The following is a 25,748-nucleotide window of genomic DNA, read 5'->3' on the forward strand; positions in this document are numbered from 1 at the left end:
TATGACAATGACAAAAACAAAACAAAAACAACAAGAAGAATCAGTGGGAGTCATTCATGTTTACAGCTACAAATTACTTAATGAGCATATAAAATTTCTATATCCAAAATTCAAACCACTAGAAAAATCAATCAAACAAGCAATGATGCCAATTCCTTTTGAAGTATACGTTTCAAGCATGGTTTTCTTTAGCATTATTGGTGGAGTTTGCGGTGCAATAATAGGACTAATTGCATCGCAATTAATCAACATACAACCTGTGATTGTTGGTTATCTTCTTCCTCCAATTGCAGGATTAGTCTTAATGGCAATGACATTTGGGGTTCTACAAATCATTCCCCCAGTTAAAGTAAAAAATAGATCAACAAAACTGTTAGAAGAAATTCCACATTTTATTGGATACATGTCAACGCTTGCAACAAGTGGGTTATCATTAGAAGATATTTTCAAAGCAATATCAAAAGAAGAAACAGATGAAGACATTGTAAAGGATGCACGTTTCATTACCAGAAACATTGAGATTCTTGGAATGGATTTAATCACAGCTGTAAAAGATCTAATTAACAGAACACCACCAGGACCATATTCAGAATTACTAGAAGGAGCTATTGTTACATCTCAATCAGGAGGAGATTTAAAAGAATACTTTAACGCTACAGCAAAAGTTCAGCTAGAAGAAAAAAAGATGCTCTTACAAAAAACCACAGAATCGCTTGGCTCTGTTGCAGAAATATATACAATTTTGTTGATAGTGTTTCCATTACTTGCAGTTATTATGTTATCAATTATGGGAATTATGAGTCCGAGTTTAGGAGGTTTTGACTTGCTTACACTAATGAACATACTCACATTTGCAGTAATTCCACTAAGTGGGGTATTGATGTTAGTAATGATGGATACTATGGTGCCAAAGAGGTAAAACATGCAAAAAATCGATAGAAAACCAAAAGAAATTTCAACAAATGAAATAATGCCAAAAAAGTCCATTTTAAAAAATGAGATTGTAAAATCAATCATGTTTTCAATTGTTGCATCAATTAGTGTAATTATAATTAGTTTAGAAATTTCAAGCGTAGTTGAATCAACTATGATCAAAGATGTCGGAATAATATTTGGAATTATGGTTGGAGTCATTCCATTAACAATTCATCAATTAAGAGAAGTACAAAGAAGAGATAGTGTAGATAGAAACATGCCAGTGTTTCTATTAGCATTATTAAGTTCTGTTCAAAGTGGCTCTAATCTTATCAAAGCAATAGAACAAGCAGCAGATAGAAACTTGGGAGCATTAACTCCTGAATTAAAGAATCTCAAAGCAAACATCAGTTGGGGAACGCCGTTAGAAGATGCGTTTGAGAATTTTGCAAAGAGAACAGGCACAAGAGTATCACGACGTGTAACTGTATTACTTGAAATGGCCATGAAGATAGGAGGAGATGTCAGTGAGAACTTGGAAATGATCCAAAAACATGTCTCAGAGATGCAAAACATTGAAAAAAGTAGAAAGTCAGCTTTGCAGCCATACACATATACAATTTACATTTCATTTGCAGTATTTTTAGCAGTTGCAGTATTACTAACTACTAGCTTTTTCACCGAGATTGAAAAAGTTCAAGATGGACTATTAGCTGCAGGTAGCGGAAAAGACGGGCTATTTGGATCATTGGCAGATATGGATGTATCAAAATTAGAATCGGCATTGTTTAACATGGCAATAATTGAAGCAGTGTTTGGAGGAGTAGCAGCAGGGAAAATTGGATCGGGATCTTATGTTGCAGGAACAAAACATGTTGTGGTAATGATAATCATGGCAGTGATTGCATTTAATGTATCATAGTGTCATTTCAGATATTTTTGATTACAAATGTATGAAATGTAATTATCAAATACAATAATTTTATTGTAATAATTTAGAAAGACATGAAAAATACTGTCAGTAACATTCAGAACGAGCAGATCTTTTAGTGATCATACATCAAGATAAAATTATAAAAATGAATGTAATAAAATATGATAAACTAGACAATTATGCGCAAATGCTAAATGCAATCACTCAAAAAATTCTCATGCGAGAAGTACAGGAGAGAAAATAGCTTGATGACATTTCAAGATCAAATAACAGGCATTGCATCAGAGTTAGAAATGATTTTGGATCTTGATGAATTGGAAGCCAAAGTATACCTGAATTTATTGCGAGCTGGACCAATTACAGCAAGTGCACTAGCAAAAGAGCTTGATATAGACAGAGCAAGAATGTACAGAACAGTAGACAAGCTAGTAAGTAGAAATATAATTTCAACTACATTATCTAGTCCAAAATTATGTATTGCTGCAGAACCACAAGATGCATTAAAAATTGCATTAAGAAAAAAAGAAGATGAAGTAAACAGAATTAAAAAAGATGGAGAAGCAATCATAGAAAAAATCAACAGGGAAATTACAACTAAACAGGGCACAAACGCGCCTACATTTAGAGTGGTACAAGGAAGAGGAAATATCTATGCAGATATTGCACAGCTAATTGAAAACTCATCAGGAATAATATACATTTCAACTACACTTGAAGATATTTCCAGAATGTATCATAGTGCGATACCTGAAAAGATCACCGTATGTGAAAAAAGAGGTGGCAAAGTAAGATTACTTGTAGAGCTAGACGATCCAAAATTAATTTCATTTGTTAAAAGATTCAACGCAACTGAAACTAAAATTTGTAAACTACCATCAAAGGGAAGAATGGTCGTTCAAAAAGATAAACAAATGATCATGTCAGATTCAACATCTGCAAGTCAAATGTCTTCAAATTCAGAATCAGATTTTTCATTATGTACAAATTCATCTGAAATGGTAAGTAACATACATAGTCTGTGTAGTCTTTTGTGGGATACAGCACAGCCAATAACATCACTTGATGTAAAAAACTATATCACAAAAACAAAGTAATTTTAAAATTTAAATCAAAAAAGAGGGGTTCAGTTTTTTATAACTAAAATGAAATAGAGATTAAAGAATCTCAGATGGTTTGTAAACAACGTTGTGATTTTTTAATCGTTCAAATCGTTTAAGAACGAACTCAGCAGTTTCTCTCACATCATGACTAGGATCATTTAGTGCTTTTCTAATCAAAGGTTCTGCTTCAAATGCACGCATAAGTCCAAGAGATTCAATTGCTTCATGTTTTGCCAATATACTTGCATTGTGTAATGCAGTATTTACCAAAACAGGAATTTTTTGTCTCATATTCCTAGCAGCAACTTGAAAACATGCTTCATGTTTTACCACTCCGTTATCATCATTGTTTAAGACCCATTCAATCACATCAGATACTTTATTGAACATTGGATCATTTTCGTCTTTGTTTTCAGCTAATTCTCCAATTAGCCATACTGCATCCCAACGTTTTGACTCATCTTTTTCATTTTTTAACGTCGTTTCACATATTGAGAATCGTTCATCATCTGGAAGTTCTCGCATGTTATATTCATCAAACACTTCTATTGGCATAAAAAATAATCTCAACACACATTAATAAAAATTGCTTCAAAGATATTGTTCATACCTTATGAAAATTGAGCCTAAAAAAAAATATGAGCAAGACAGATTTTATTAACCTATGCAGATTATACATTATTCAAACAACAAGAAAATCAATGTCACAGCCAGATATAGTACCAGATAAAATCAAGAGTCCATTCGATTATAGAATTCTTGCGGGGATAGCTACACTGGTAATTTCAGTCCATATTTTGATCAATTATCTTATAATTCCTGATGACGCAGATACAGTCGTATCAATTTTTTCATTTCTGAATCCTCTCATAGTTTCAATAATAGGGTTTTTCATAGCAATTAGATATAGAAGATCATTAATTTTTGGAAAATCTTACATGGCATTAGCAATTGCATATTTAGGAATTTTTCTTGGCGAAGTAACGTATATGATATATGACATTGTTTATGATATCGAACCATACCCATCAATAGCAGATGTTTTCTTTTTCATACAATATCCACTATTACTAATGCATCTTGCTCTAAACATCAAATTCTTCAGTCCAAAAATTAACAAAATAGCAAAAATTTGGATCATAGTTATGCCAATTACAGTCTTAATAGGATATTCAATATTTTACATAATAGAAGATGGAAGAGGTTTTTTAGAATTTGATTTTATATATGGAGTAATTTTTGTTTATTTTTCAGCATTAACATTAAGTTTAGCAGTTATTGGTGCAATAATTTTCAAAGAAGGTGCCATCGGAAAAGCATGGATTCTTCTAGCAATAGGAATTTTATTTAATACAATAGGGGACACGTGGTATTACAATTTAGAATTGTTTGAATCATATGATCTTCTTCATCCAGTTAACATGTTTTGGTATGCCGGATATTGGCTTGTTATGTATGCATTAATTAAACATAATAAAATAATATAATCCAAAACACACACCAATAATCAACAATAAAGAAAAAAATATTTAGAAAAAATTGCAGTATTTAATACAATATCAATTTGAAATAACTTGTAATACTACACTTTCTTGGATAGATGTTTTTTTAAGTTGAACCTTAACTACAACTACATTTTTTTCAATATCCATCTTTACATTATCAAATATAGATTCATATTTTTTTATTTTTTTACCATCATGTGCTATCTCATATCCATTTGAAATCAATAATCCGGAATCAATTAATTGATTTATTTTCCTATAACCAGATGTTTGAGGCACATTACAAACAGATAAGATATCAGCGATTATGAGAGAAGTATCTAGAACAGCTCCAATAATTGCTTTTTTGTCTTCATCTGCAAATGATTCTAAAAATACTTTTGCTAATTCTTGATCTTTAATTATAATCCAGTTATCAATTGCTTTCTTTTGTTGTTTAAGATCAATTATATTTTGTAAGAATTTCGTTTCCAATCCATCTGCACCAGCTCCAAAAAATTCTCTTAAAACACCATCAAATTTATGAAAATCTTTTATTGCCTGAACAAGGCCCAATCCATGACGTTCCATTAAACGCTGTTCAATTTTATTTAGTGTTGATTTACCAAGATTAATTTCGATCGACTTACGTAGCGTTGGAGCCAATAAATTATCCAAACTGTTTGTCAATGTTCGTAAGTAAACACCATATCTATTAAACTAATTGTCATAATTATTTTGAAATAACACATTGGAAAAACATCATAAAATAATACAATAATTATTCACAGATGTACATTTTTAAAAAGAATCGCTTAAAAAAGTTGCAAATAATTTAGATGAACACGCACACATAATTACATTTCAACACAAGTAGGCATTATGTAGTAATTTGTACAAAGTAGTAAGTGTTTCAACATAACATACCAATGCATATCACCAAAAGTGGAAATAAGTAGTTAGAAACATGAATTTGGCATATAGAAAAGGAGATCGGATCAGTTGACATTACAAGAAAACGGCATACTAAGAAAGACAGACAATGTGTCTATCAGAATAGATTCAGACCTGAGTAACAAACTACACGAAAAATCAAATGAGCAGAAAATTAGTCTCAACACATTGATTAATCATCTTTTAGAAAAACAAGTCAATTGGAATGAATTAGCAAATGAGATGGGATGGGTATCTATGTTTAGATCTACATTTAGAGAATTAATGGATTCAAATACAAAAGAAAAAATTCAAAAAATTGCTGAAACTACTGGAACAATTGATCTAAAAAACTCTTTAAATTACTTTTACGGACACATCAATCTAGATTCAATTTTAGATCTCTTCAAGAAGAGATGTCAAAGTATGAATGTACAGTTAAGAATTATTCCTATCAATACCTCAATCAAAATTATCATTCAGCATGATCTTGGCAAAAATTGGCCATTGTTTATAATCAAACAGATGAATTCAATACTAAATGAGATAGAGTACAGAATCATCAATGAGGACTATAACAATCAAGGGTTCTCATTTGAAATCGTCAAAATAGGAGATGAATAGAAAATATAGGCTCAAGAAAACTCAAATTTTCTAGACTCAAAGGATAATATTCTTAAGGATCGGCACATTTCCAAATATGGGAATGAGCGTACTGGATATTGTCAGAAAATCCCATTATGGATATTACTTTATTATCATAGCTGCGGCATTAGCCGCGTTAGTTCATGTACTTAGTAAACCAATGCTAGGAATTGGAACCAGTCAAGTTGAGATTAATCCCATTGTTATGGCATTTTTAGTATATTTTATCTGTGGAATATTCTTTACACCACTTGTAAAAAAATCACCGAAAATTTCCAAAGTAAGCAGAAGAGATATCACGTTTATGTTGTTGATTGGGATCACAGAAGGAGCAGGATTAATTACTTATTTTTATGGAATAAGTACTTCTACTGCAGTAAACGCATCTATATTCAGCAATAGTGAGATCATTTTTGCGCTAGTTATTGCAATGTTAGTATTCAAAGAGAGGCTACACATCAAAGAATGCATACCTTTTTCAATGATCATCATAGGAATGATGATAATTCCAATAGGAAATGATCTTTATCAAAATGATTTTAGTTTTAGTTTAGTAACAGGAGATTTATTAATAATATTTTCAGGATTATTATACGCCATAGACATAACTTTGTGTAAATATCTAAGTGAGCGATTCGATGTTAAAAAAACAGTACAGATGGTCTCATTTACATGTGCCGCAATTACAATCTCAATTATTGCACTATTTCAGATTCCAATGGATATTGAATTGGCACAAGTTCCAAACATTTTGATAATGTCAATAGCAGGTACAGGAATGTCTACATTGTTTTTCTTGATGGGTTTAAAGCTAATAGGAGCAGTAAGAACAATATTGTTATATTCAACAACATCGGTATTTGGAATTATTTTTTCAGGGTTAATTCTTGCAGAAGTAGTTACGTACACAGATATCATATCAGTAGTTCTAGTATTATCAGGAATATTTTTACTTAGAAATAGACTTGCAGAGACAGAATCTATTGGTCCAAAACATAAAACTAGTACTCATGCAAACCATGTGTCGTTTACAAAGAAGAGAAAAACATCTAGCGTTTCTAAATGGATTCACAATAAAGTTGCTGAAAAGGTCAGTCAAGTATTTCCAAATTCAGGCATAGGTTAATCCTAAAAAATACCATCATTACCACATAATGAAATTAGGCTCAAAAAATAATTTTATAAAATCAGTTTCAATGCATTATAAAAAATACATATCATGTTCATTTTACTTTAAGATAAAACAGGCATGAATGATTCAGAAAATAATTCAAATGTAGTGAAGTGTATGTATGTGTACACAATTACGCGATCAGAGTTATAAGCAAAAAATAATCATTTCCAATAATGGAAACAGCCACGAGCATGTTACAATTAGGTAATTTCCCCGTAGATAAAGCCAATTATGAAGAAATAAAAGAATATTTTAGCACATTTGGATTGACCCCAAATCAAGTAAAGGTGTTTTTTTACCTTGGAAAGGTAGGTCAACGATCAGCATCAGACATTGCCAAGGCTGCAGACATTCCAAGAAGCGAAACATATCATTTGTTAACTGCATTACAAAACAAAGGAATAGTTTCTGCAACGTTTGAGCATCCAATTAAATTCTCAGCATTGCCAATACAAGAAGCAATTCATGTTTTGGTAAGTACAGAAACTGAGCGTTTAAAAAAATTAAAAAAATCAGGTCCAATTTTAGAAAAATTATGGGAAAAAATTCCAGGATTCTCAGCAGACCCAAATGAAGAACCCGAAGAGAAATTCCAAGTACTTCAAGGTGGTAATCAAGTAAACAGTAAGATATTTGATATGATATTAAATGCAAAAAATGAATGCAGAATACTCGGTTCAGAAAAAGACATGATAAAATTTTATCACGCAAATTTCTTAGAAGCATTAAAAGAGCGCAATATTGATTATAAAATACTATCACCTGTTTCAAAAAAATCTCAATATATTTTCAAAAATATGGATAAAACAAAAATTAAAGAATTATGCTCAACTGTAAAAGATAATTTGTGCTTTCTGATCAAAGATGATGATGAAGTATTATTTTTTATTAAAAATTCAACAGGAAGTAACAGAGAGATGAGAGCGATTTGTACCAATTCAGAGACAATAATTTATTCAAAATCTTTATTGTTTAACAATTATTGGTCAAACGAAAGCATAGGAGATTCAAATTGAGTAGATGTAGTTGTGGATATTGTACAGATGACAAAGACAGCTTTGCACTACACTTAGTTAATGGATGGTATGATCTTAGAAAAGACCATTCATTAAACTGATAAAAATAGTTCTAAACCAAAGACTCGTCACTTACTTCAATGGGTTTTCTTCCCATAAATCCCGAATCTTTTTCATGCCAAAATTTTATTTCAGTTTCACCGTATTTCCAACAGAGCCAAACTTCTTGGTCAAATCTCTTAGATGGGAAATCAAGTAACCCTTGCTCTACACTTTTAACCACAACCCCAGTATTTTCAAGCATTTCTAGCGCTTCATAAAATGCAGTAATTGCAGAATTGAGTTTTTGTTTAAGTAAGACATAGACTTCAAATGAGTCAGTAGTAGCTATACTTGTTTGGATTTCATGTTCTAATTTAGAAATCTCGTTCTTTTTTGCTAGTGTAAACTCAAATTTCTTGATGACATCTGGCAGGACCTGATTTGCTTCATTTATGGTAAAATATGAAAACATGTTGTAACCACTTTGTACTTGATTAAATATCTTAGGTGCAAATTTATTATCATTAGTTTTGATGAAATATTATGAATGAAGAAGAAATTGAAGGGTTAATTACTCAAACAATCAACGGGGCAGCGTTAACAATTCCTGCATATCTAGAAGACATAAAACAAAATCAGGAATCACTTAAAGTAGAAAACCCACAAGAATTTGTTTATGGAATGATTATGGGTATGGCACTTGGAATGACGGGAGCATTATTAAGCACACAAACAGAAATGCCTTCAGCTGAAGAACAAATGAAAGTAAGAGACATCATATACAAATACATCCCAGAGATAAGAGAAAAGATCTTTAGTTGATAAAATTTACCAAAGATGAAGAAGTATTTCTTCAATCGATAGAAGAAGCGAGAATTGCAACATCTCATTCAGATATCCCACATGTAAAGCCAGTATCATATATTTTTCATAATGGATTTATTTTCATTGCAACAGATTATCAAACTAGGACATTTAAAAATTTGAAGATAAATCCAAAAACAAGTGTAACAATCGATATTTATGAGTCAGGAAAGCACAAGGCAGTTTGCATTCAGGGCAGAGTGGAAATACTAGAAAAAGGAAAAGAGTTTTTAGACACATACAAAAAATTTGAAGATAAATTCTCATGGGTCAGAAATGATCCATGGAAAGAAAATGAAGCACCGTTTCTTAAAATTATTTCTACAAACAAAACAAGTTGGGGAATAAATAAGAAATAAACGGAAAAATTAAAGATTAAGTTGCAATTTCAGGTTCTATTTGAGCCAAAAGACTTTGAACCGAAATGGGTTTTTGGTGTGTTGAACGAACGCCTAGTTCTTTGAGAAATTTAATCTGATATTTATCAAGTTCAAGAGCGCTTACTACAACAACTTTTCTAATTTCAGAAGATTTTTTATCATTTAAATCCAGAAGAAAATCAATTCCACTATAATTAGGCATGCACATATCAAGCAAAATCAGATCATAGTTATTTTTCAACACCATATTCAGGCCTTTTTTTCCATCAGTTGCACTTTCAAAATGATGATTTTTAGTCATAAGTATATCTGCAAATACCTCACTGATTTCTGGAACATCTTCTATGTGTAATATTTTCATAGTGTTCTATGCAGAGATATATTCATAAAAATTAGTTTGTGCATTTGCGCAAACTGAAATTTAATTTAATGTTGCAGATAAAGATTACGCACGAAAGATAACAGTCAAGTGTTTTCAGCTAATTTACGAATATGACTAGTATCTTTTTGATATGCCAAATCAAGAGCTCGTTGAATTTCATCCAGGCTTTTTTTTGTGGTTGTTTCATTTCCTTTAATTATTTTGCATTCCTGAATTATTGGCAGTCCACAGAAATTTCTATACTGAGCATATGAAACTACGCAGTGATAGATTTGTGGGTCGTCATTAAATTTATACTGAATCTTAAAAGGCAATCAAAATTATGATAATTGATATTATTAATAACTTTTGAGACAGGTAGTTAAAAGAATATCAAGAGGGAATAGGATTCTTTATAGACTTTAAAAGACTCACTAGTTTTTCAACTGGATATGGTTTTTCTAAAACCATGGTCGGTTTTAATTGCATAATTTTTTGAGTTATTGATTTATCACTATTTCCAGTCAATACTATTACAGAAGCATTTGAATCAATTTTTTTGATGTGTTCTAGACCATATAATCCATCATAATTAGGCATTGCAATATCCATCAATACAAAGTCAGGTTTTAATTTTGTATACAAATTAACTGCTTGTAATCCATCAGTGCCAGTTCCCATAATATTAAAATCTTCAAGAAGGAGATATTCAGAGAGTAATTCCAAGATATCTTCGTCGTCGTCAATTAGTATTACTGAGCCATTCATACGATAATTTTTCACATATGCCCAATATTCTACCGTATGTTATTTTATTAAATAACATAAGATTTTCATAAGTTAAACATTGAAAAAGTTATTCCAATAAGACATTACAAAACATACTAAAAATGGTAAATTAGATGATTAATTACTAGAAGGAAAGTTATTTGCATTTTTATAGATATTTTTTGATATTACGTTACAGCGATTTCTAATTTGTTGAAAATACATCGTTGTTTCATCATCAAGAGATTTTTTAAATCGAAGTTCAAGCATTTGAGCAGATAGTCCTATAACAGTGACATCATCAATAATCTTATTTAAAAAAACAGGTAATTTTGCGATCTTTGTCACAGTCATCCTATTAATAATCAAAATAAGAGAATATAACAAATATTTGCCAAAATTGGAAATGATAGTATGAAGAAGGCTTTGATATCGTCAATATCATATCAAAATGAGTAAAAAATAGATTCATCAGTTAAAAAATATTCAACTAAGATTAATTAGTATGAATATCTTAATGTAATCATGCCAGGATTAGATCATCTTATTTCAAAATCATTAAACAATATAATTAAAGAAAATTTAGGAGTAAAAACCATCCAAAAGATCGAAAACAGATTATTTGAAAAATACGGGATTTCGTGGAATCAATCACTTGAAGAATTTGAAAAACTGGATTTTGTTTTAAAAGAATTATTTGGCAATATAGGTGCAAAAGGTCTAGAACAACGATTTTGTAATGCCATATTTGATACAAAATCAAAGAAAAACACAGAGAATTGGATTATAATTTGTGATCCAGATATTAATTCTAGCATAATTCAAACATTTGGAGATTTAGAAAAAAAGAAAATTATAGAATCAGTAATGGAGTCACCAAAAATAATCTATGAGATAATTAAAGACTGCGGGTTATCTCAGACATCAGGATATAGAAAAGTCAATGCATTAATTGATGAGGGATTTTTAATTTCAACCGAATTTGAAATTAAAGAAAATAAGCGGATATACAAGTACTCAAGCATAATTAAGAATCTGAAAATAGACATAAGCTCAAACAAAATCAAAGTTAGTGTTTTACTAAATGAACCACAACAAGATCATTGTTCATTTTTACAAATTGTTACAAAGTAATACAGATCAACACAAATGCATTTGTTGTATAAATAGCGATCATCATAATTTTGAAGAGTTATTTACTCTAAAAAATGTGAAAATATGTGAAAAAATCCAAACGAGTAGTAATTGTTGATGACAATATTGACATTACAGAAGTTTTTGCAGATATTTTTGAGTTAACAGGTAACAAAGTGGTAGGGATCGGTCACGATGGGAGAGATGCTTTAGAATTATTTCTGAAGCACAAACCGGACTTTATTTTCATTGATGTAATGATGCCTGTGATGAATGGAATAGAGGCCTTGAAAGCAATTAAAGAAAATGAGCCAAACGCCAAGGTAATAATGGTCACCGCGGATAATAGCACAAATACAATAAAGGAATTAGAAAAACTTAATGCAACGGCAATAATCTTCAAGCCGTTTAAAATTGAAGACATTATTAACATCATTGAAAAATTTGAAGATTAAAAAAGAAATAAAAAGATGAATTAGTGTTTCACAAATTATGTCAAATAAAATCAAATGCTCTCATATTTTAGTAACAAAACAGAGTGAAGCAATTGTAATACATGAACGTCTAAAAAAAGGCGAAAAATTTGGAAAACTAGCCAAAGAGCTATCCATTGATTCAGGTAGTGCAAAAAGAGACGGCAATTTAGGATATTTTACAAAAGGAATGATGGTAAAACCATTCGAAGAGGCTGCATTCAAATTACAAATTGGAGAGATGTCTGAACCAATTAAATCAGAATTTGGATATCACATCATTAAAAGATTCGGATAAAGAGCGAATTATGTTTTAGTTTTTAATTTTTGAATCTTATCAAAATCATCAGTAATTTTTTCACTGATTTTTTTATAGTCTTGATGAATTTCTTTATGAAGTTTCTTTTCTTTTTTTAGCAGATCCTGCATTCGTTTTACTTTTAATGTACTTTTAGGCACTATCATTTCTAGCATGGAGAGATTTTAGAGATATAGAGCAATTTTCAATACCCAAATTATCAAAAATAAAGACATTAATTTTTAAAACTACAAAAATGCGTCTAAACCTTTTTTATTAGATTCAATACCTTGATTTTTTTCTAGCACCTTTGTCATTTTTTCACCCATTGATTTAGCAGAAGTCATTTTTCTTTTTCCAATCCAATAATATGTCTCATCGATTGTATCTTTTGCAATAAGTACAACTAGCTTACCAGTATCTTTTCTTCCAGTTCTACCTCGTCTTTGAATATATCTAATTGAGCTTGGTACATTATCATAAAAAATCACTTGATTAACTTCAGAAATATCTAGTCCTTCTTCACCTACACGTGTTGCAACTAAGACTCTAAAAAGTCCGTCACGAAAGTCTTGAACTGTTTGGATTTGTTTTTTTTGTTTTAAACCGGTCTCACCAGACTTTCCAATCAATATTCCAGCAGAGATGCCCATTTCAGTCAATTTGTTAAAAATTACATCTACTGAATCACGATAGCTTGTAAATATCAAGGCTTTACCTGGAACTGATTCAATGATTTCTTTTAATTTTAAAATTTTAGAATGTTCTATTCCTTTTGATTGTGCATCATTTGCAAGATGTATTGCTCTTGTAAAATTAGGATCAATTTCAAATAGATCTTTCACACCAACACCTTTTTTTATTTTTGCACGCTCACAAAACTTCAAAAAAGAGGTAACACCGTGAGCTTCCAAAATATTTAATGCATAATGAATTCGAATTGCAGTGAATAGTGGTTTTGCAGATCGTCTGTTTTGGTTTAACACAAATTGCCTAATACGTAACAATGCAGATAATGATTTTTGATCTGCTAGTTTTATTCCATTTTTTCTAAGAATGTCATATCGTTCATCTAAAGCTAATTTGAGCAATGTCTGAATTGCCTTCATTTCAGGAGGAAGCTCAACATTTATCCATTCAGTGTTTGTCTCTTGAGTATAGGGTTTTACATCAGGACTGTCCTCGGTTCTTTCAGCAACACTTGAGATACGCAATCGGATTAACAATTCAGTTGCTTTGTCTTTTTCACTTGGAAGTGTTGCAGTCATTCCAAGAATTCTCAGATTAGAATTTGCAAATCTATCGGCAATTCCAGAATATGCATAATCACCAACAGTTCGATGAACTTCATCAAAAACCACTAAACTAAACTGATCTTGAGAAACTATTTGTCGATCTAAATCATTTTTTGCAATTTCAGGAGTTGCGCATATTACACTGTTGCCCCAAAGTTTTGTTCGTTTTTGGATTGGATCTTCACCAGTAATCAAAGCGATGTCATCAATGGCAAGATGCTGTTTTAGGAATTCATAATGTTGGTTAACTAAAACTCTAGTGGGGGCTAAAAACAAGACACCACCAATACCTTTTGATAGATATTCCGCAATTACTTGTAACGCTATAGCTGTTTTTCCCAATCCAGTTGGTAGTACTACAATACAATTTTCTTGAATTGCCTGATTCGCAAGATTTACTTGATAATCTCTTTTTTCAATAGAATTTTTTTGTACATATTTTCTGTTTAGATATTCCAATTTCATATACTGAACTAAACTTGGGTTTTATCGATTTTATGCTTTCGTGTAGTAAAGTATTAGCTAGTGTGTGCTTTTCTACTATCAAAGGAGACCACGTGCCTAAATCAGAATTATTTGGAAGTGTAAATCATCAAAAATGAATTACAAGCCAATTTAGCATCAATGTGTGAGATTACCAAATCAATTCTTTTTGTTAATCGGTCAAATCTTCAAACCATGATGTCTTTTTGAAGTCATATAACAAAAAAAAGTTAGAAAAAGAGATGCAAGAAATTGGAAACCAGTAAAAAATGGATATTTTTTGTATTGCCGTCTAGCATAACAGCTGAAGGACTCCACATAGTTATACCTCTGTATGTGCTTTTTCTTGGGGGTAATGTAGTCGATGTCGGTATTGTTGTAGGACTTCATTATGCATTATCTGCTATTGGTGCAGTTTTTTGGGGAAAAATTATCGATAAATATCACATAAAAAGATCAATTCTGATTACCTGTTTTTCAGCCATTACAATTTGTAGCATCGGATTATTTTTTACAACTAATTTGAATTTAGTTTTTGTAATTTCGTCAATTGCAGGATTTTTCATCATCGGAAAGAGTCCAGTAACACAAGTACTTGTAATGGAGTCAGTGCCAAACAATCAGTGGAGCAGATTATTTACACAAATTTCAATCATAACGAGTTTTGGAAGTCTAACTGCATTTTTAGCAGGTTCGATATGGGATTCTTTTTTTGATCTGAGACCATATTTCCTTTTTTGTGCGATTATGAGTTTTGCTGCAACAATTCTAAGTATCAAAGTGGGCAGTAAAAGCACCATTGAGAGACATACAGTAGTTCATTCAATTCATGGAATTAGGCATATTTTCAATCATAATAGATTACATTTTCAGCTAATCTTCACAAAGATTCCCCATCCACATGACTTTAAACCAATCATATCAATTTTCCAAAGAAAAATATCTCATGAAATAGGAATACTATTTCTTACAAATTTTTTATTTTATTTTGGTAGTAATATTTTCTTTACAGCATTTATACCATTTTTAAAAGAATTCAGATTTACAAATTCTGAAGTGTTTCTAGTATACATGGTTCAGACAATAGTATTACTTGTGATATTTTTCTTTGTTCCTCGTTTGATTTCAAAAATAACAGAAGAGCGGGCAACACAGATAGCATATTTACCAAGAATTTTAGGAATCATAATTGCTGTATCATTAATTCCAAGTATGATTGGAATCAATTCTTTACTAACAGCAATAGTTTCAACTAGTTTGATGGTTTCGGCATTTTCGATTTTTAGTGTTTCAAATTCAATAATTCTTTTCAAAGCAATCCCCAAAGGTTTCGAAGGAAGGTATTTGGGGGTCAATAGTTTCATGGTCGGAGTCGGGATATTTTCAGGAGCATTAACTGCAGGTTACGTTTCAAATGCATTAAGCTATTCAGCTGCATTCCTAATTGCAATTTCTATTTTATTATTTTCACTTTTAATGTTTAGAATATATCTAAAACACAGATTATCTCACAGAGTCGTTTAACAAATACCAAACTTATAGAAAAACAAGAATATAGATAAAAAGATTTTATTAAAAAAATTACTAGCCTACAATCGTGGCATTATGCTTAATCTAGATTTTGCAGACACTGCAATTATTGAGACAATTGCTACTGCTAGAATCATCACTGCAACAGTACCAAATTCTGGAACTACAACTCCATTATCTATTTCAACTTTAATTGATTGTTTATGTTCTGATGAGAGTCCTTGATTAGCAGTGATAGTGTAAAAACCATTTTCTTTCCAGAGAGGACCGCCAGATTTCATCTCAAGAGAAAACTTACCTGTATTGTCAGGCGTGATTTGGGCAATTGAAACCAAGTTTCCTTGAGGCGAAGTTACAATTAAGGTAATATCAGTTATAGAACTAGTGGTACTGCCAGATACAAGAATTCTATCACTACCAAATTCAGTGTCAGCGGATAAAGTAATGACACTTGGTTTTGTAGATATTATTCCAGAATCAGATGATTTGACTGGGATTCCTTTTGGTGGAATCGTTGAACCAATTACCGTGAATTGTATTTCTGCAGTTTTTTCAGCATCAGGATGACTTGCAATCACAGTGTAAGTTCCATCCTTAAAACTTGGAAGTGTTGGATGAAACAATCTTTTGAATATACCGTCTTTATCAAATGATATTTGTGGAGCATAAACAGTTTCACCGTCAGGTGAGATAACAGTCAAAGTAAGAGGTTTGAACGTAGCAACGTCAGTTATTTTACCGGTAACTAAAACAGAATCCAAAGAATGAATTTCAGACTGGGTAGTTGCCAATTCGATCATAGGTTCTGCAAAAGCAGAGATTGGAATGGACATTGCAATTAAAACTAGCAAAACAGTCTTGAGCACTTCATATATTGTAAACTGTTTCTATATTAATTATCCTATACAAATCAATTAAGATCTGCCAAAATTAGGATTAAAGTAAAACAAAGATTATCCGTATGAGATCAATTTCTTTTCTTCTAACATTGAATGAATCTGATGAATCGCGTTAAATGCCTGTTCAGATGATTTGCCACCTGTACAAATTAATTTACCAGATGCAAATAACAACATCACAGTTTTGGGATTAAGTTGTCGATGGATAAGTCCAGGAAATTGATCAGGTTCATACATACTACGAGGGAGTTTTGTAGCTGCTTCCTCAATGAGAATTTTTCCTCCTAAATTTACAGCTGTAACTACGTTTTGGATCATAATATCTGCATCATTTTTAATTTGGATATTTTTTGAACGTAGTAGATTTATGACGTTATTTAGAGCAATATACGCATGTTTTTCTGATTTTGCACCGGTACATACCATATTACCAGTCCTGAAAATTAATGTCGTCGTTCTTGGTAAATTTATCTTAAAAACTGCGCCTGGAAATTGCTGTGGATTATAGCTGGAATCAGGAAATTTTCTTTTAATCTCATGTAAATCTAAACTTTGATCAATAGTTGCAGTTGCAACTACATTTTCAATGCAAACAAGTGGGATAGTAAATGCCAGAATCTACGCTCCAATTTGATTAAAAGGATGATTTGTTATATCATGGTGTATAGCAGCGTGTTGTTCTTGTTTGAATGTAAGATCACATCTATAACATTTCCATGATTTCATAAATAATAGATAATGGTTTTTGAATATAACAATCACGTAGAAATCATTCACATAAATGATCAGAATGTGCTAAATACAACTTAACAATTTAGATTTAAATTTCAAAATAAGAAAAATGATTTAACTAACAGAGTTAATTAAAAATTTTAATTGTTTGATTCATCAAAGTTTTTGTTGGAATTACAATACTCTCATTTTGGTCATTTGTAACAATAACATGTAGTAAATGTGCAGATGTAACTGTTCCAGAGACATCTCCAATTTTGACTTTTTGCCCAACCTTTAGAATAGAACGTTGAGTTGAAGCACCCATGATGGATGCAGGAATCAAGTCTTTTAGTGCAAATCCCAAACCAATTGCAATTGATGCGCCAATAGCTACTGCGATGCTCCAAGAAAATGCAGACACCAGTATTGGAATAATATCTTGACCAACACCTAGTTGTGTGAAAGCAATTGCAAAGATTATTCCATAAATTACTGCTTTAATTACAGATATTATTAATCGTGGACTGCCAATATGATGATCCAATAATTGGTGCTCAATCCATTTACTAACAAAATTAACAACAATAGAACCAACAACAATTATCAATACAAAGGCAAGGAGATTTGGAACCCACAGCCATAGGCTTGTAAGAGCAGTTGATAGTTGCTCAAACTGCAATGCATTAACTGCTGCAACTATAAAGAACAAATAAACAAACCAACGGATGGTTGCTGAAATTAGATTTACAGAGTTAAATTTACCATATACTTCTTCTGCCAGGTTTAGTTCCTGATTCTTTTGGCTGGTTTTTTGGAGTATTTTTGTTACAGCCTTAGTTGTAACTCTGCCTACGATTTTACCAGTAATAAAACCAATGATTAGCAAAATAGCCGCTGCAATTATTTTTGGAGTGCTGTCTGCAACGCTAATTGCAAATTCTTTTAATGCCTCAGTTGTAGGTACATAGATTCCTTCAACAAAGCTTTCTTGGGCAAATGCAGAATTAAAACTAGTTAAGATTAACGAGATAGACAATATCGCTATCAAATATTGTTTTGAGCTTTGCATGGATTTCTTCGTGAAAGATGCCGGGTTATTATACCTTGTGAGTAAAAGTTGTTATCTAGACAACATCTTTACATTCACATTTTTTTTGTTTGTCTGAACGTGTATACTTTAGTTTATGACAAACTTCACAGTATAATTGATTTGCCACATTCATACAAGCACATCGTAGTATATCCATCTTTATCTTCATATTTTTGACATACTAGATTGTAAAATTATTTTACCTTTTTTTAATTAACAATGTATTTTGTATTTCATGAAGACTGTTGATGAATTTTTGTTTTGCTTCAAACTCATCTTTAACAGCAATAACTATCTCAGTTGGAGATAGCATTACATCTTTAACAACAAGAGGAGAGCTTAGACCCAACATCTCACATAAGATATCAAAAACGTTTTGGAATTTTGAGTTATCTCTATACTTGTAAACAGTTTTTCCATCAACTATTTTTGGACTTGCATCTAGAGGTATTATCAAATTTGGAGAGCTTACCTCAGAGATGAAAGTGTTGATATCTTTATCGATTATATTTCTAAGATCAGTTTTGGTTCTTTCTAGTTGTTCTTTTGCTTTTTCTAGCTCAACTAATTTATCATCATAGCCAACGCCTATCATTTTTGCAAAAGTTGATTCGGTTGAACGCTTAAGGGGAATCTCATGTAGTTGGACGTTCACATTAGATAGTGAATCTTCTACATCATGTAATTTAAGACGGTTTTCCTTAATTTGGATGCCTAGATTTTCAAGAAATTCAAAATTTGACATATCTTTTTAGCTAAATTGGTGGACTACATCCATCAAGCCCTGTTTAAATTCTTCAGTTGAGAGACCCCATCGACCATATTCATCTTTGTATCCATCCCATGCTTCTTCAGCTTCTTTTGCAATCTCCAAAATCTTTGGTCCAATCGCCTTTGTATTTACAAGAACGGCAATACTTGCTTGTTCCCCATCCATTATTGGGATTTTTACAAAGATCATTCTAGACTCTTCAATGTTGAACTTATCCTTGATTATTCTTTTAATGGCCTCTCTCTCCTTAATATCAAATTCACCTTTCACTTTAACTAAAACACAACAAGAATCACGTGAGCTTCCATTGTTTCGAATATCATTTTCATCAATATCAAACAGTAATGCATCTTCTTTCTTACCAAGTTTATTTAGAACGTCCTCCATTGTGTTATTTTTTGTAGATGTCAACATGTCTTTGCCCCATTGACTTTCAGATGGGCTAACTGGCATAATCCAAGGAATTGCAAATTTTGGTTTCTTTGTTGCAAGCCATGTACGATAATTAGACATATCCCATTCAGTTTCTCGTGCAAATGAAGAAATAAACATCGAAATAGTGTTTGCAGCTATCAAATTCATTCCCTTGTAATCTTTCCAACCAACTTCATGTTCTTTTGGAAGATCATCTATAATAGAAGGAATTTTTTGTAATTTCTTGTCATGTTGATGAGCAAGTTTTCTTAGTGCTTTATTTGAAACCAAGATAGAACAATCGCTGTATTTGATTTGGTATTCTAAATTCATTACAATGTTAATTGCAGCTGCCTCGAAAATTACGGGATCCCATCCAAATTCAGGCATTAATCCAAAAGTGGCAATTGTAGCATGTTCTTTGGTATTGGTTTTTATGTATTCAATAAACGCACTTGAAAATGAGCTTCCAGTTCCACCACCCATAGCAAATGGAACAACATATCCTCTTACTGGTTCTGGGGAAATTGCAGATAGCTGTTTTTTGATATCAACTTTAGTCTTCATTTCTTCAAGGAATCTTGTCTTTCCTTCTGCCCAATTTCTTGCTGCTCCTCCTGCGCCATGAATTACATGCTGATCACGTAAAGCAAAAAGGTCAGGATATGATTGTAAAATTAGATTAGCAGCTCTTGGATCAAGATCAACAAGCAGTGCCCTTGGAATAAGTGGAATATCACCATCACCGTATGATGGGGAAAATCTCAAAATTGTGCTTCCGTATCTTTTTAAAACTCGCGATTCATCTTTTGAATTCAATGTTGGCTTTAGAGGGTCTGCTCCAACATCTAACAGTAACCTTCGATATGATTCAGCCCCAAGTCCTATTCCACAATGACCAAAACAGATCATAAGAACAGGTGCTGGTGGAAGAGGTGCTAATTTAGACATGATTACTTGACCTAAAATGCTATTACGCTGCTCATTAATAAGAGAGTAGAACAAATTATACCAACCATATCGTGTTTAGATACTTTTTTACTTAAAAATTGTTTAAAAATATTGGTTTTTTAATTGTCTATTGAAGACCGATAGAGTTTGAAGATGAAATCCCAGTTGGAATTGATGGGAATTTATCACCAACACGAGTTCCAGCAACGGCAGCTGCTTCTTTAAGGATATTTTCAGTTTCTTCGTTTGATGCACCATCAAATTCAAAGCTTCCTTCAAATGAACCAGAGATGGATTCATTGAGAATACCAAACAACGATTCAAATTCACGGCTTACCTCTGGCATGATTTTTCCCAAAGCTGGCTTTAATGCATTCATGGTTGCCATAACGGGGCCTAATGATGCCATTGCATCACCTAAATCAGATACGGTAGATAATCGTAGATTAACTTGTTCTAAGGAGATCTTCATAGTGGTTAGAATTTTTTTGTTCTTTCTTATTTCCACTAATTCATTTGCAAGAACTCTGCCAGTGGAAATATCATGGTTCTTTTTTGCCATTACAATTCTGTTAAATAATTTTGTATCTTTTTCATCTAATGTTTTTACTTTATAATCAAGAGTAGATACAGTTTTGTTTAATTGTACGAGAGAGTTTTGAATTCTTGGTTTAATTGGTGCTTCTTTTTTTAGACCACGAATATGGTCTGAAATTCCTTTTGATTGAGGATTATTCCAATTTGTCATGAAATTCTATTTTATATGATTAAACAAGATCATAATCAAATGAGTTGAAGATATTATACAAACTAGATAGTTTTGTGGAATGAGAGCTATTCAGACAGTCAAAATTTAACGAATTGTATGAATCAATATATTGAACAAATAGGCATGATTTGTGTGAGTAAATCTTTTGAGAGGCCAAATTGGGATGAATATTTTATGCTTCAAGCAGAATTGGCAAAACTTCGTTCAAATTGTATGACTAGACAAGTAGGTGCAGTAATTGTTCGTAAAAATAGACAGTTAGCAACAGGGTATAACGGAACACCTCCAGGAATTAAAAATTGCTTTGATGGAGGATGCAAACGTTGTCAACTAAGAATGGAGGGAAAGATAGAATCAGGAGCATCGTTGGACAGGTGCCTTTGTAATCATGCAGAGGCAAATGCAATAATGCACTGTGCAATATTAGGAATTGAAGCTGGCATAGCAGGAGCTATTCTATACACAACATTTGTCCCATGTTTAGAGTGTACAAAGATGGCAATAACAATTGGAATTAAAAAATTTGTATGTCTTGATTCGTATCCAGAAACTGATTTTGAATTATTAAAAGAAGCGGGAGTTGAAGTGATTCAATTAGATAAAAGTAGAATCACTAAGTGGGCAAAGGAGCTAGTAAGCAAATACGAAAATTCTAAGTGATCATATGCAAGTGGACATTAAAGAAACTGAAAAGATAACAACAATGCCACCATCAATGTTAGTATCTGCAACATATGACAACATAACTAGATCAGCGGTTTTAAAATTCTATGAACCTACATCACAAAAATTAATTTTATGGAATGATGAAACAGGACACAAACCATATTGTTATTCAAGATTAACTCCAGATGAGCTTGACTTTTTACAAGAGAGAGATGACATTTTAGAGATTAAATCAGAGAGAAGACATGATTTAATGAAAGATGAAGAAGTAATTCTTTCAAAAATAATAGTAGCTGACCCACTAACAATAGGAGGAACTGCAGGAGACAAAAGTATCAGAAACATAATTGAAACATGGGAGTCAGATATCAAATATTATGAAAATTATCTGTATGATAGATCATTAATTGTTGGAAAGTATTATGAAATAATTGATGGAAAAATAAAACCACATGATTTAGAAATATCAGACGAAGTCAAGCTTGCTCTGAAAAGTTTGTTGTGGGATAAAGTAGATAGCGAGAATATGGTGGACCCAAAAGAATTCAAGGAGTTAATTTCCGATTGGGCAGATTTGCTGAATCAACCAATCCCCAGAATCAAAAGATTAAGCGTAGATATCGAAGTTGAGGCTGAAATTGGAAGAATTCCAGACCCAAAAATCGCAGAAAAAAAAGTTACTGCTGTGGGTCTAAAAGGAACAGACGGGTTTGATAAAATTTTTGTATTAAGAACTGAGGGGACTGAAGAAGGCGTAAACGAGCTCGATAAAAATATCAAAATTGTATTTTATGAACCAGACAAAGAAAAAGAGATGATTTTAGATGCTTTTAAGATAATTGAAGAGTTTCCTTTTGTACTAACATACAACGGAGATGATTTTGATTTACCATATTTGTTTAACAGAGCAGAAAGACTTGGAATTAAAAAAGAGGATAACCCATTATACATGATGAAAGATTCTGCAACATTAAAACACGGAGTTCATCTTGATTTGTATAGAACTTTATCAAACAGATCATTTCAGATTTACGCTTTTAGTCAAAAGTATACAGACTTTTCATTGAACAGCGTATCAAAAGCACTCTTAAACAAAGAAAAAATTGATTATGGATTAGATTTTGATCAACTTACACTCTATCAAACTGCAAATTATTGTTACAATGACGCATTACTAACATATGAGCTATCAAGTTTCAACAAAGATCTTTTGATGGACTTGCTTGTAATCATAGCAAGAATTGGCAGAATGCCTATAGATGATATTGCTCGAATGGGTGTATCGCAATGGATTCGAAGTTTACTGTATTATGAACACAGACAAAGAAATGCGCTAATTCCAAAAAGAGATGAATTAGAAAGAAGATCAGAAGGAGTAGCATCAGATGCAGTAATCAAAGATAAAAAATATCGCGGAGGCCTAGTAATTGATCCAAAAGAAGGAATTCATTTTGAGGTAGTAGTAATGGATTTTGCAAGTCTATATCCAAGTATAATCAAAGTGAGAAACATATCATATGAAACTGTAAGGTGTTCACATAGCGAATGTAAAAAAAATACTATTCCTCAAACTAACCATTGGGCATGTACCAAAAGAAATGGGCTAACAGCGATTATCATTGGATCATTACGAGATTTAAGAGTAAATTACTACAAGAGTCTCTCAAAAAAGGAGACACTTACAGATGAACAAAGACAGCAGTACACAGTAGTCAGTCAAGCACTCAAAGTTATCTTAAACGCAAGCTATGGGGTGATGGGTGCGGAGATATTTCCACTATATTTTCTCCCTGCAGCAGAAGCAACAACTGCAATTGGAAGATTCACCATTTTAGAAACAATCAAAAAATGCGAGGAGATTGGAATCGAGGTACTATACGGCGATACAGATTCATTATTTATCAAAAAACCTACAGATGAACAAATTCACAAAGTAATAGAACAGGCAAAAAAGGATCATGGGGTTGATCTAGAGATAGATAAAGTGTATAGATACTGCGTACTGAGTAACAGAAAGAAAAATTATCTTGGTGTAACTAAATCAGGAACAGTAGATGTCAAAGGACTTACTGGGAAAAAATCACATACACCGCCATTTATCAGAAAATTATTTTATGAGTTACTAGATGTGTTATCAACTGTTCAAACAATAGAAGACTTTGAAAAAGCAAAACTAGCTATCGCAAACAAGATTGCAACATGTGCAAAAAAAGTGGAGTCAAAAGAGATTCCACTCCAAGACTTGACATTTAATGTAATGATTAGTAAGGCACCATCTGAGTATACCAAGACAGTTCCACAGCACATCCGGGCTGCCAAATTGCTTGAATCAATCAGAGAGGTAAAAAAAGGAGATAAAATATCATATGTTAAAATCATAAACAAACCAGGAGTCAAACCAGTGGAGCTAGCTAAAAAAGAAGAGATAGATTCAAAGAAATACATGGAATTTATGGAATCCACATTGGATCAAATTACATCTTCAATGGATTTGGATTTTTCAACTATGTTAGGAAAACCGAAACAAACAGGATTAGATGAGTTTTTCTGGAATTAGTGATGGATAATGGAAATTGATGGTACTTTACTTACCATATTGGGAATCGCTGCAGGAATACTGATTTTATCTGGTTGGGTAGACCAAATCATCAAAGGTTACAAAACTAAGAGCCTCAAAGACATTTCAAAATATTTGATGTTATTTATCTCAGGTGGCTCAATTTTGTGGCTAATTTATGGAATGGTTGTTTCAGACATATTTATCATTGGGACAAACATCGCAGCAATCTTTCTTATGATGACAGTATTATTTATGAAAAAAAGATATGAAAAAGCTACAAATGCAAACTAATAAAATAACAAGTATTGGAAAAAAATTAAAAATAATTATATTCAATACACAAATTAGTCTCAAAAATTCTTACAATAGATTATAAAATAACATCGACCACATCTAAGAGTGTTCATAATTAACTGTAAAAACTATGAAGAGATTTCAGGAGATAAAATACTAAAGTTTGTTAAAATTGTAGAAAAAGTTTCAAAAAAATACAAGGTAAAAATAGCAATTGCACCTCCTCAGCACCTAATTGGCCTAGTATCAAATAGCAAAATTCCAATTTTTGCTCAACACGTAGACAATTCTAAAGTTGGTAGTACTACAGGATATGTGATTCCTGAACTATTAAAAAAATCAAAAGTAACGGGATCACTGATCAACCACAGTGAACATAGAATTTCAAGTGAAGATATCTCAAAACTTGTCATGAAGCTACGTGAATTAAAAATGATATCAGTAGTTTGTGTAAAAGATGTTGTAGAAGCAAAAAAATACTCAAAACTTAATCCAGACTATATTGCAATTGAACCACCAGAACTAATTGGTTCAGGAAAAGCAGTATCAAATGAAAAACCAGAGATAATTATCAAAGCTGCTGATGCAGTAAATAGTGCAAATAACAATACAAAGATACTTTGTGGCGCAGGTATTGTATCAGGCCAAGATGTTTCAAAAGCATTAGAATTAGGCTCTGAAGGAATTTTAGTAGCAAGTGGGATAATCAAAGCAAAAAACTGGAAAAAAATAATTGAAGAGTTTTCAAAAGCAATGAATAACTAAGAATTAACTATTAGATAGACATATA

At 31.9% G+C, this 25,748-nt stretch carries 32 protein-coding genes; 17 read left to right on the forward strand and 15 right to left on the reverse strand.

From position 1 onward, the window contains the following. Position 1 precedes the first annotated feature (1 nt). The 3 genes from MY1_RS05050 (at position 2) to MY1_RS05060 (ending at position 2,943) form a co-directional block, all read left to right on the forward strand. Positions 2 to 919 carry a type II secretion system F family protein gene (locus tag MY1_RS05050; RefSeq protein WP_007550696.1) on the forward strand — a complete coding sequence of 306 codons (918 nt, stop codon included), beginning with the start codon at positions 2 to 4 and terminating at the stop codon, positions 917 to 919. 3 nt (positions 920 to 922) lie between these two features. Next, positions 923 to 1,837, forward strand: a complete 915-nt coding sequence (locus MY1_RS05055; RefSeq protein ID WP_007550701.1) for a type II secretion system F family protein — start codon at positions 923 to 925, stop codon at positions 1,835 to 1,837. Between the two features lie 260 nt (positions 1,838 to 2,097). After that, positions 2,098 to 2,943, forward strand: coding sequence for a TrmB family transcriptional regulator (locus MY1_RS05060; RefSeq protein ID WP_007550703.1), 846 nt, complete (start codon positions 2,098 to 2,100; stop codon positions 2,941 to 2,943). Between the two features lie 60 nt (positions 2,944 to 3,003). On the opposite strand, the gene MY1_RS05065 is transcribed toward MY1_RS05060, so the two are convergent. Continuing rightward, positions 3,004 to 3,504, reverse strand: a complete 501-nt coding sequence (locus tag MY1_RS05065; RefSeq protein WP_007550704.1) for a HEAT repeat domain-containing protein — start codon at positions 3,502 to 3,504, stop codon at positions 3,004 to 3,006. 83 nt (positions 3,505 to 3,587) lie between these two features. On the opposite strand from MY1_RS05065, the gene MY1_RS05070 reads away from it, so the two are divergent. After that, entirely contained in the window at positions 3,588 to 4,436 is an 849-nt protein-coding gene (locus tag MY1_RS05070) for a hypothetical protein (protein WP_007550705.1), read from the forward strand. 72 nt (positions 4,437 to 4,508) lie between these two features. Here MY1_RS05070 and MY1_RS05075 read toward each other — a convergent pair whose 3' ends face one another. Next, complete coding sequence (locus MY1_RS05075; RefSeq protein WP_048109766.1) at positions 4,509 to 5,123, reverse strand: hypothetical protein; 615 nt, start codon at positions 5,121 to 5,123, stop codon at positions 4,509 to 4,511. Between the two features lie 312 nt (positions 5,124 to 5,435). Here MY1_RS05075 and MY1_RS05080 point away from each other — a divergent pair, with 312 nt between their 5' ends. From MY1_RS05080 to MY1_RS05090, 3 genes are all read left to right on the forward strand, one after another. Then, positions 5,436 to 5,990: a hypothetical protein gene (locus MY1_RS05080; RefSeq protein ID WP_007550708.1), complete on the forward strand. Its 555-nt coding sequence runs from the start codon at positions 5,436 to 5,438 to the stop codon at positions 5,988 to 5,990. 76 nt (positions 5,991 to 6,066) lie between these two features. Continuing rightward, a complete protein-coding gene (locus MY1_RS05085; RefSeq protein WP_007550710.1) occupies positions 6,067 to 7,137 on the forward strand; it encodes a DMT family transporter in 1,071 nt (356 codons plus the stop codon). A gap of 221 nt (positions 7,138 to 7,358) precedes the next feature. Then, positions 7,359 to 8,201, forward strand: coding sequence for a TrmB family transcriptional regulator (locus MY1_RS05090; RefSeq protein ID WP_048109768.1), 843 nt, complete (start codon positions 7,359 to 7,361; stop codon positions 8,199 to 8,201). 112 nt (positions 8,202 to 8,313) lie between these two features. Here MY1_RS05090 and MY1_RS05095 read toward each other — a convergent pair whose 3' ends face one another. Next, entirely contained in the window at positions 8,314 to 8,715 is a 402-nt protein-coding gene (locus tag MY1_RS05095; RefSeq protein ID WP_007550712.1) for a DUF2203 domain-containing protein, read from the reverse strand. 71 nt (positions 8,716 to 8,786) lie between these two features. Here MY1_RS05095 and MY1_RS05100 point away from each other — a divergent pair, with 71 nt between their 5' ends. Together MY1_RS05100 and MY1_RS05105 are read left to right on the forward strand one after the other, a co-directional pair. Continuing rightward, on the forward strand, positions 8,787 to 9,065 hold the full coding sequence (locus tag MY1_RS05100) for a hypothetical protein (RefSeq protein ID WP_007550713.1): 279 nt from the start codon (positions 8,787 to 8,789) through the stop codon (positions 9,063 to 9,065). Beyond that, positions 9,062 to 9,466, forward strand: coding sequence for a pyridoxamine 5'-phosphate oxidase family protein (locus tag MY1_RS05105; protein ID WP_007550714.1), 405 nt, complete (start codon positions 9,062 to 9,064; stop codon positions 9,464 to 9,466). The genes MY1_RS05100 and MY1_RS05105 overlap by 4 nt, the downstream gene beginning before the upstream one ends. Positions 9,467 to 9,482: 16 nt before the next feature. Here the strand turns inward: MY1_RS05105 and MY1_RS05110 are convergent, their stop codons facing one another. The 4 genes from MY1_RS05110 to MY1_RS05125 all read right to left on the reverse strand — a co-directional run bounded on the left by MY1_RS05110 (position 9,483) and on the right by MY1_RS05125 (position 10,970). Further along, positions 9,483 to 9,848 carry a response regulator gene (locus MY1_RS05110; RefSeq protein WP_007550715.1) on the reverse strand — a complete coding sequence of 122 codons (366 nt, stop codon included), beginning with the start codon at positions 9,846 to 9,848 and terminating at the stop codon, positions 9,483 to 9,485. A 104-nt stretch (positions 9,849 to 9,952) separates the two neighbouring features. After that, positions 9,953 to 10,183: a hypothetical protein gene (locus MY1_RS05115; RefSeq protein ID WP_007550716.1), complete on the reverse strand. Its 231-nt coding sequence runs from the start codon at positions 10,181 to 10,183 to the stop codon at positions 9,953 to 9,955. A gap of 58 nt (positions 10,184 to 10,241) precedes the next feature. Next, the gene (locus MY1_RS05120; RefSeq protein ID WP_007550717.1) at positions 10,242 to 10,616 is read right to left on the reverse strand and encodes a response regulator transcription factor; all 375 of its coding nucleotides are present in this window, start codon (positions 10,614 to 10,616) and stop codon (positions 10,242 to 10,244) included. Between the two features lie 138 nt (positions 10,617 to 10,754). Then, positions 10,755 to 10,970, reverse strand: a complete 216-nt coding sequence (locus tag MY1_RS05125) for a hypothetical protein (RefSeq protein ID WP_007550718.1) — start codon at positions 10,968 to 10,970, stop codon at positions 10,755 to 10,757. 171 nt (positions 10,971 to 11,141) lie between these two features. On the opposite strand from MY1_RS05125, the gene MY1_RS05130 reads away from it, so the two are divergent. The 3 genes from MY1_RS05130 to MY1_RS05140 all read left to right on the forward strand — a co-directional run bounded on the left by MY1_RS05130 (position 11,142) and on the right by MY1_RS05140 (position 12,521). Then, on the forward strand, positions 11,142 to 11,750 hold the full coding sequence (locus tag MY1_RS05130) for a hypothetical protein (RefSeq protein ID WP_007550720.1): 609 nt from the start codon (positions 11,142 to 11,144) through the stop codon (positions 11,748 to 11,750). An 86-nt stretch (positions 11,751 to 11,836) separates the two neighbouring features. Then, positions 11,837 to 12,205 carry a response regulator gene (locus tag MY1_RS05135; protein WP_007550721.1) on the forward strand — a complete coding sequence of 123 codons (369 nt, stop codon included), beginning with the start codon at positions 11,837 to 11,839 and terminating at the stop codon, positions 12,203 to 12,205. 37 nt (positions 12,206 to 12,242) lie between these two features. Next, positions 12,243 to 12,521 carry a peptidylprolyl isomerase gene (locus MY1_RS05140; RefSeq protein WP_007550722.1) on the forward strand — a complete coding sequence of 93 codons (279 nt, stop codon included), beginning with the start codon at positions 12,243 to 12,245 and terminating at the stop codon, positions 12,519 to 12,521. 8 nt (positions 12,522 to 12,529) lie between these two features. On the opposite strand, the gene MY1_RS09890 is transcribed toward MY1_RS05140, so the two are convergent. After that, entirely contained in the window at positions 12,530 to 12,688 is a 159-nt protein-coding gene (locus tag MY1_RS09890) for a hypothetical protein (RefSeq protein ID WP_007550723.1), read from the reverse strand. An 81-nt stretch (positions 12,689 to 12,769) separates the two neighbouring features. Beyond that, positions 12,770 to 14,281 carry a DEAD/DEAH box helicase gene (locus MY1_RS05145; protein ID WP_007550724.1) on the reverse strand — a complete coding sequence of 504 codons (1,512 nt, stop codon included), beginning with the start codon at positions 14,279 to 14,281 and terminating at the stop codon, positions 12,770 to 12,772. Between the two features lie 270 nt (positions 14,282 to 14,551). On the opposite strand from MY1_RS05145, the gene MY1_RS05150 reads away from it, so the two are divergent. Beyond that, positions 14,552 to 15,823: an MFS transporter gene (locus tag MY1_RS05150; protein ID WP_007550725.1), complete on the forward strand. Its 1,272-nt coding sequence runs from the start codon at positions 14,552 to 14,554 to the stop codon at positions 15,821 to 15,823. 65 nt (positions 15,824 to 15,888) lie between these two features. Here the strand turns inward: MY1_RS05150 and MY1_RS05155 are convergent, their stop codons facing one another. The 6 genes from MY1_RS05155 to MY1_RS05180 all read right to left on the reverse strand — a co-directional run bounded on the left by MY1_RS05155 (position 15,889) and on the right by MY1_RS05180 (position 21,417). Further along, positions 15,889 to 16,695 (reverse strand): PEFG-CTERM sorting domain-containing protein, encoded by an 807-nt coding sequence (locus MY1_RS05155; RefSeq protein WP_048109772.1) that lies wholly within the window; start codon positions 16,693 to 16,695, stop codon positions 15,889 to 15,891. Positions 16,696 to 16,782: 87 nt separating this feature from the next. Next, on the reverse strand, positions 16,783 to 17,343 hold the full coding sequence (locus MY1_RS05160; RefSeq protein WP_048109774.1) for a TATA-box-binding protein: 561 nt from the start codon (positions 17,341 to 17,343) through the stop codon (positions 16,783 to 16,785). Between the two features lie 244 nt (positions 17,344 to 17,587). After that, positions 17,588 to 18,511 (reverse strand): mechanosensitive ion channel family protein, encoded by a 924-nt coding sequence (locus MY1_RS05165; protein ID WP_048109776.1) that lies wholly within the window; start codon positions 18,509 to 18,511, stop codon positions 17,588 to 17,590. A 220-nt stretch (positions 18,512 to 18,731) separates the two neighbouring features. After that, a complete protein-coding gene (locus MY1_RS05170) occupies positions 18,732 to 19,277 on the reverse strand; it encodes a hypothetical protein (RefSeq protein ID WP_007550731.1) in 546 nt (181 codons plus the stop codon). A 6-nt stretch (positions 19,278 to 19,283) separates the two neighbouring features. After that, on the reverse strand, positions 19,284 to 20,669 hold the full coding sequence (locus MY1_RS05175) for a cell division protein FtsZ (RefSeq protein WP_007550732.1): 1,386 nt from the start codon (positions 20,667 to 20,669) through the stop codon (positions 19,284 to 19,286). Positions 20,670 to 20,796: 127 nt separating this feature from the next. Beyond that, complete coding sequence (locus MY1_RS05180; RefSeq protein ID WP_007550733.1) at positions 20,797 to 21,417, reverse strand: Snf7 family protein; 621 nt, start codon at positions 21,415 to 21,417, stop codon at positions 20,797 to 20,799. A 144-nt stretch (positions 21,418 to 21,561) separates the two neighbouring features. On the opposite strand from MY1_RS05180, the gene MY1_RS05185 reads away from it, so the two are divergent. From MY1_RS05185 to tpiA, 4 genes are all read left to right on the forward strand, one after another. After that, positions 21,562 to 22,098, forward strand: a complete 537-nt coding sequence (locus tag MY1_RS05185) for a deoxycytidylate deaminase (protein WP_237698838.1) — start codon at positions 21,562 to 21,564, stop codon at positions 22,096 to 22,098. Between the two features lie 4 nt (positions 22,099 to 22,102). Further along, entirely contained in the window at positions 22,103 to 24,661 is a 2,559-nt protein-coding gene (locus tag MY1_RS05190; protein ID WP_048109785.1) for a DNA-directed DNA polymerase I, read from the forward strand. Positions 24,662 to 24,670: 9 nt separating this feature from the next. Then, positions 24,671 to 24,955 carry a SemiSWEET family sugar transporter gene (locus MY1_RS05195; protein ID WP_007550736.1) on the forward strand — a complete coding sequence of 95 codons (285 nt, stop codon included), beginning with the start codon at positions 24,671 to 24,673 and terminating at the stop codon, positions 24,953 to 24,955. 108 nt (positions 24,956 to 25,063) lie between these two features. Then, positions 25,064 to 25,723 (forward strand): triose-phosphate isomerase, encoded by a 660-nt coding sequence (tpiA, locus tag MY1_RS05200; protein WP_007550738.1) that lies wholly within the window; start codon positions 25,064 to 25,066, stop codon positions 25,721 to 25,723. The last annotated feature ends 25 nt before the right edge of the window (positions 25,724 to 25,748 follow it).

It is taken from the genome of Nitrosarchaeum koreense MY1, from assembly GCF_000220175.1.
GTDB classification, from domain to species: domain Archaea; phylum Thermoproteota; class Nitrososphaeria; order Nitrososphaerales; family Nitrosopumilaceae; genus Nitrosarchaeum; species Nitrosarchaeum koreense.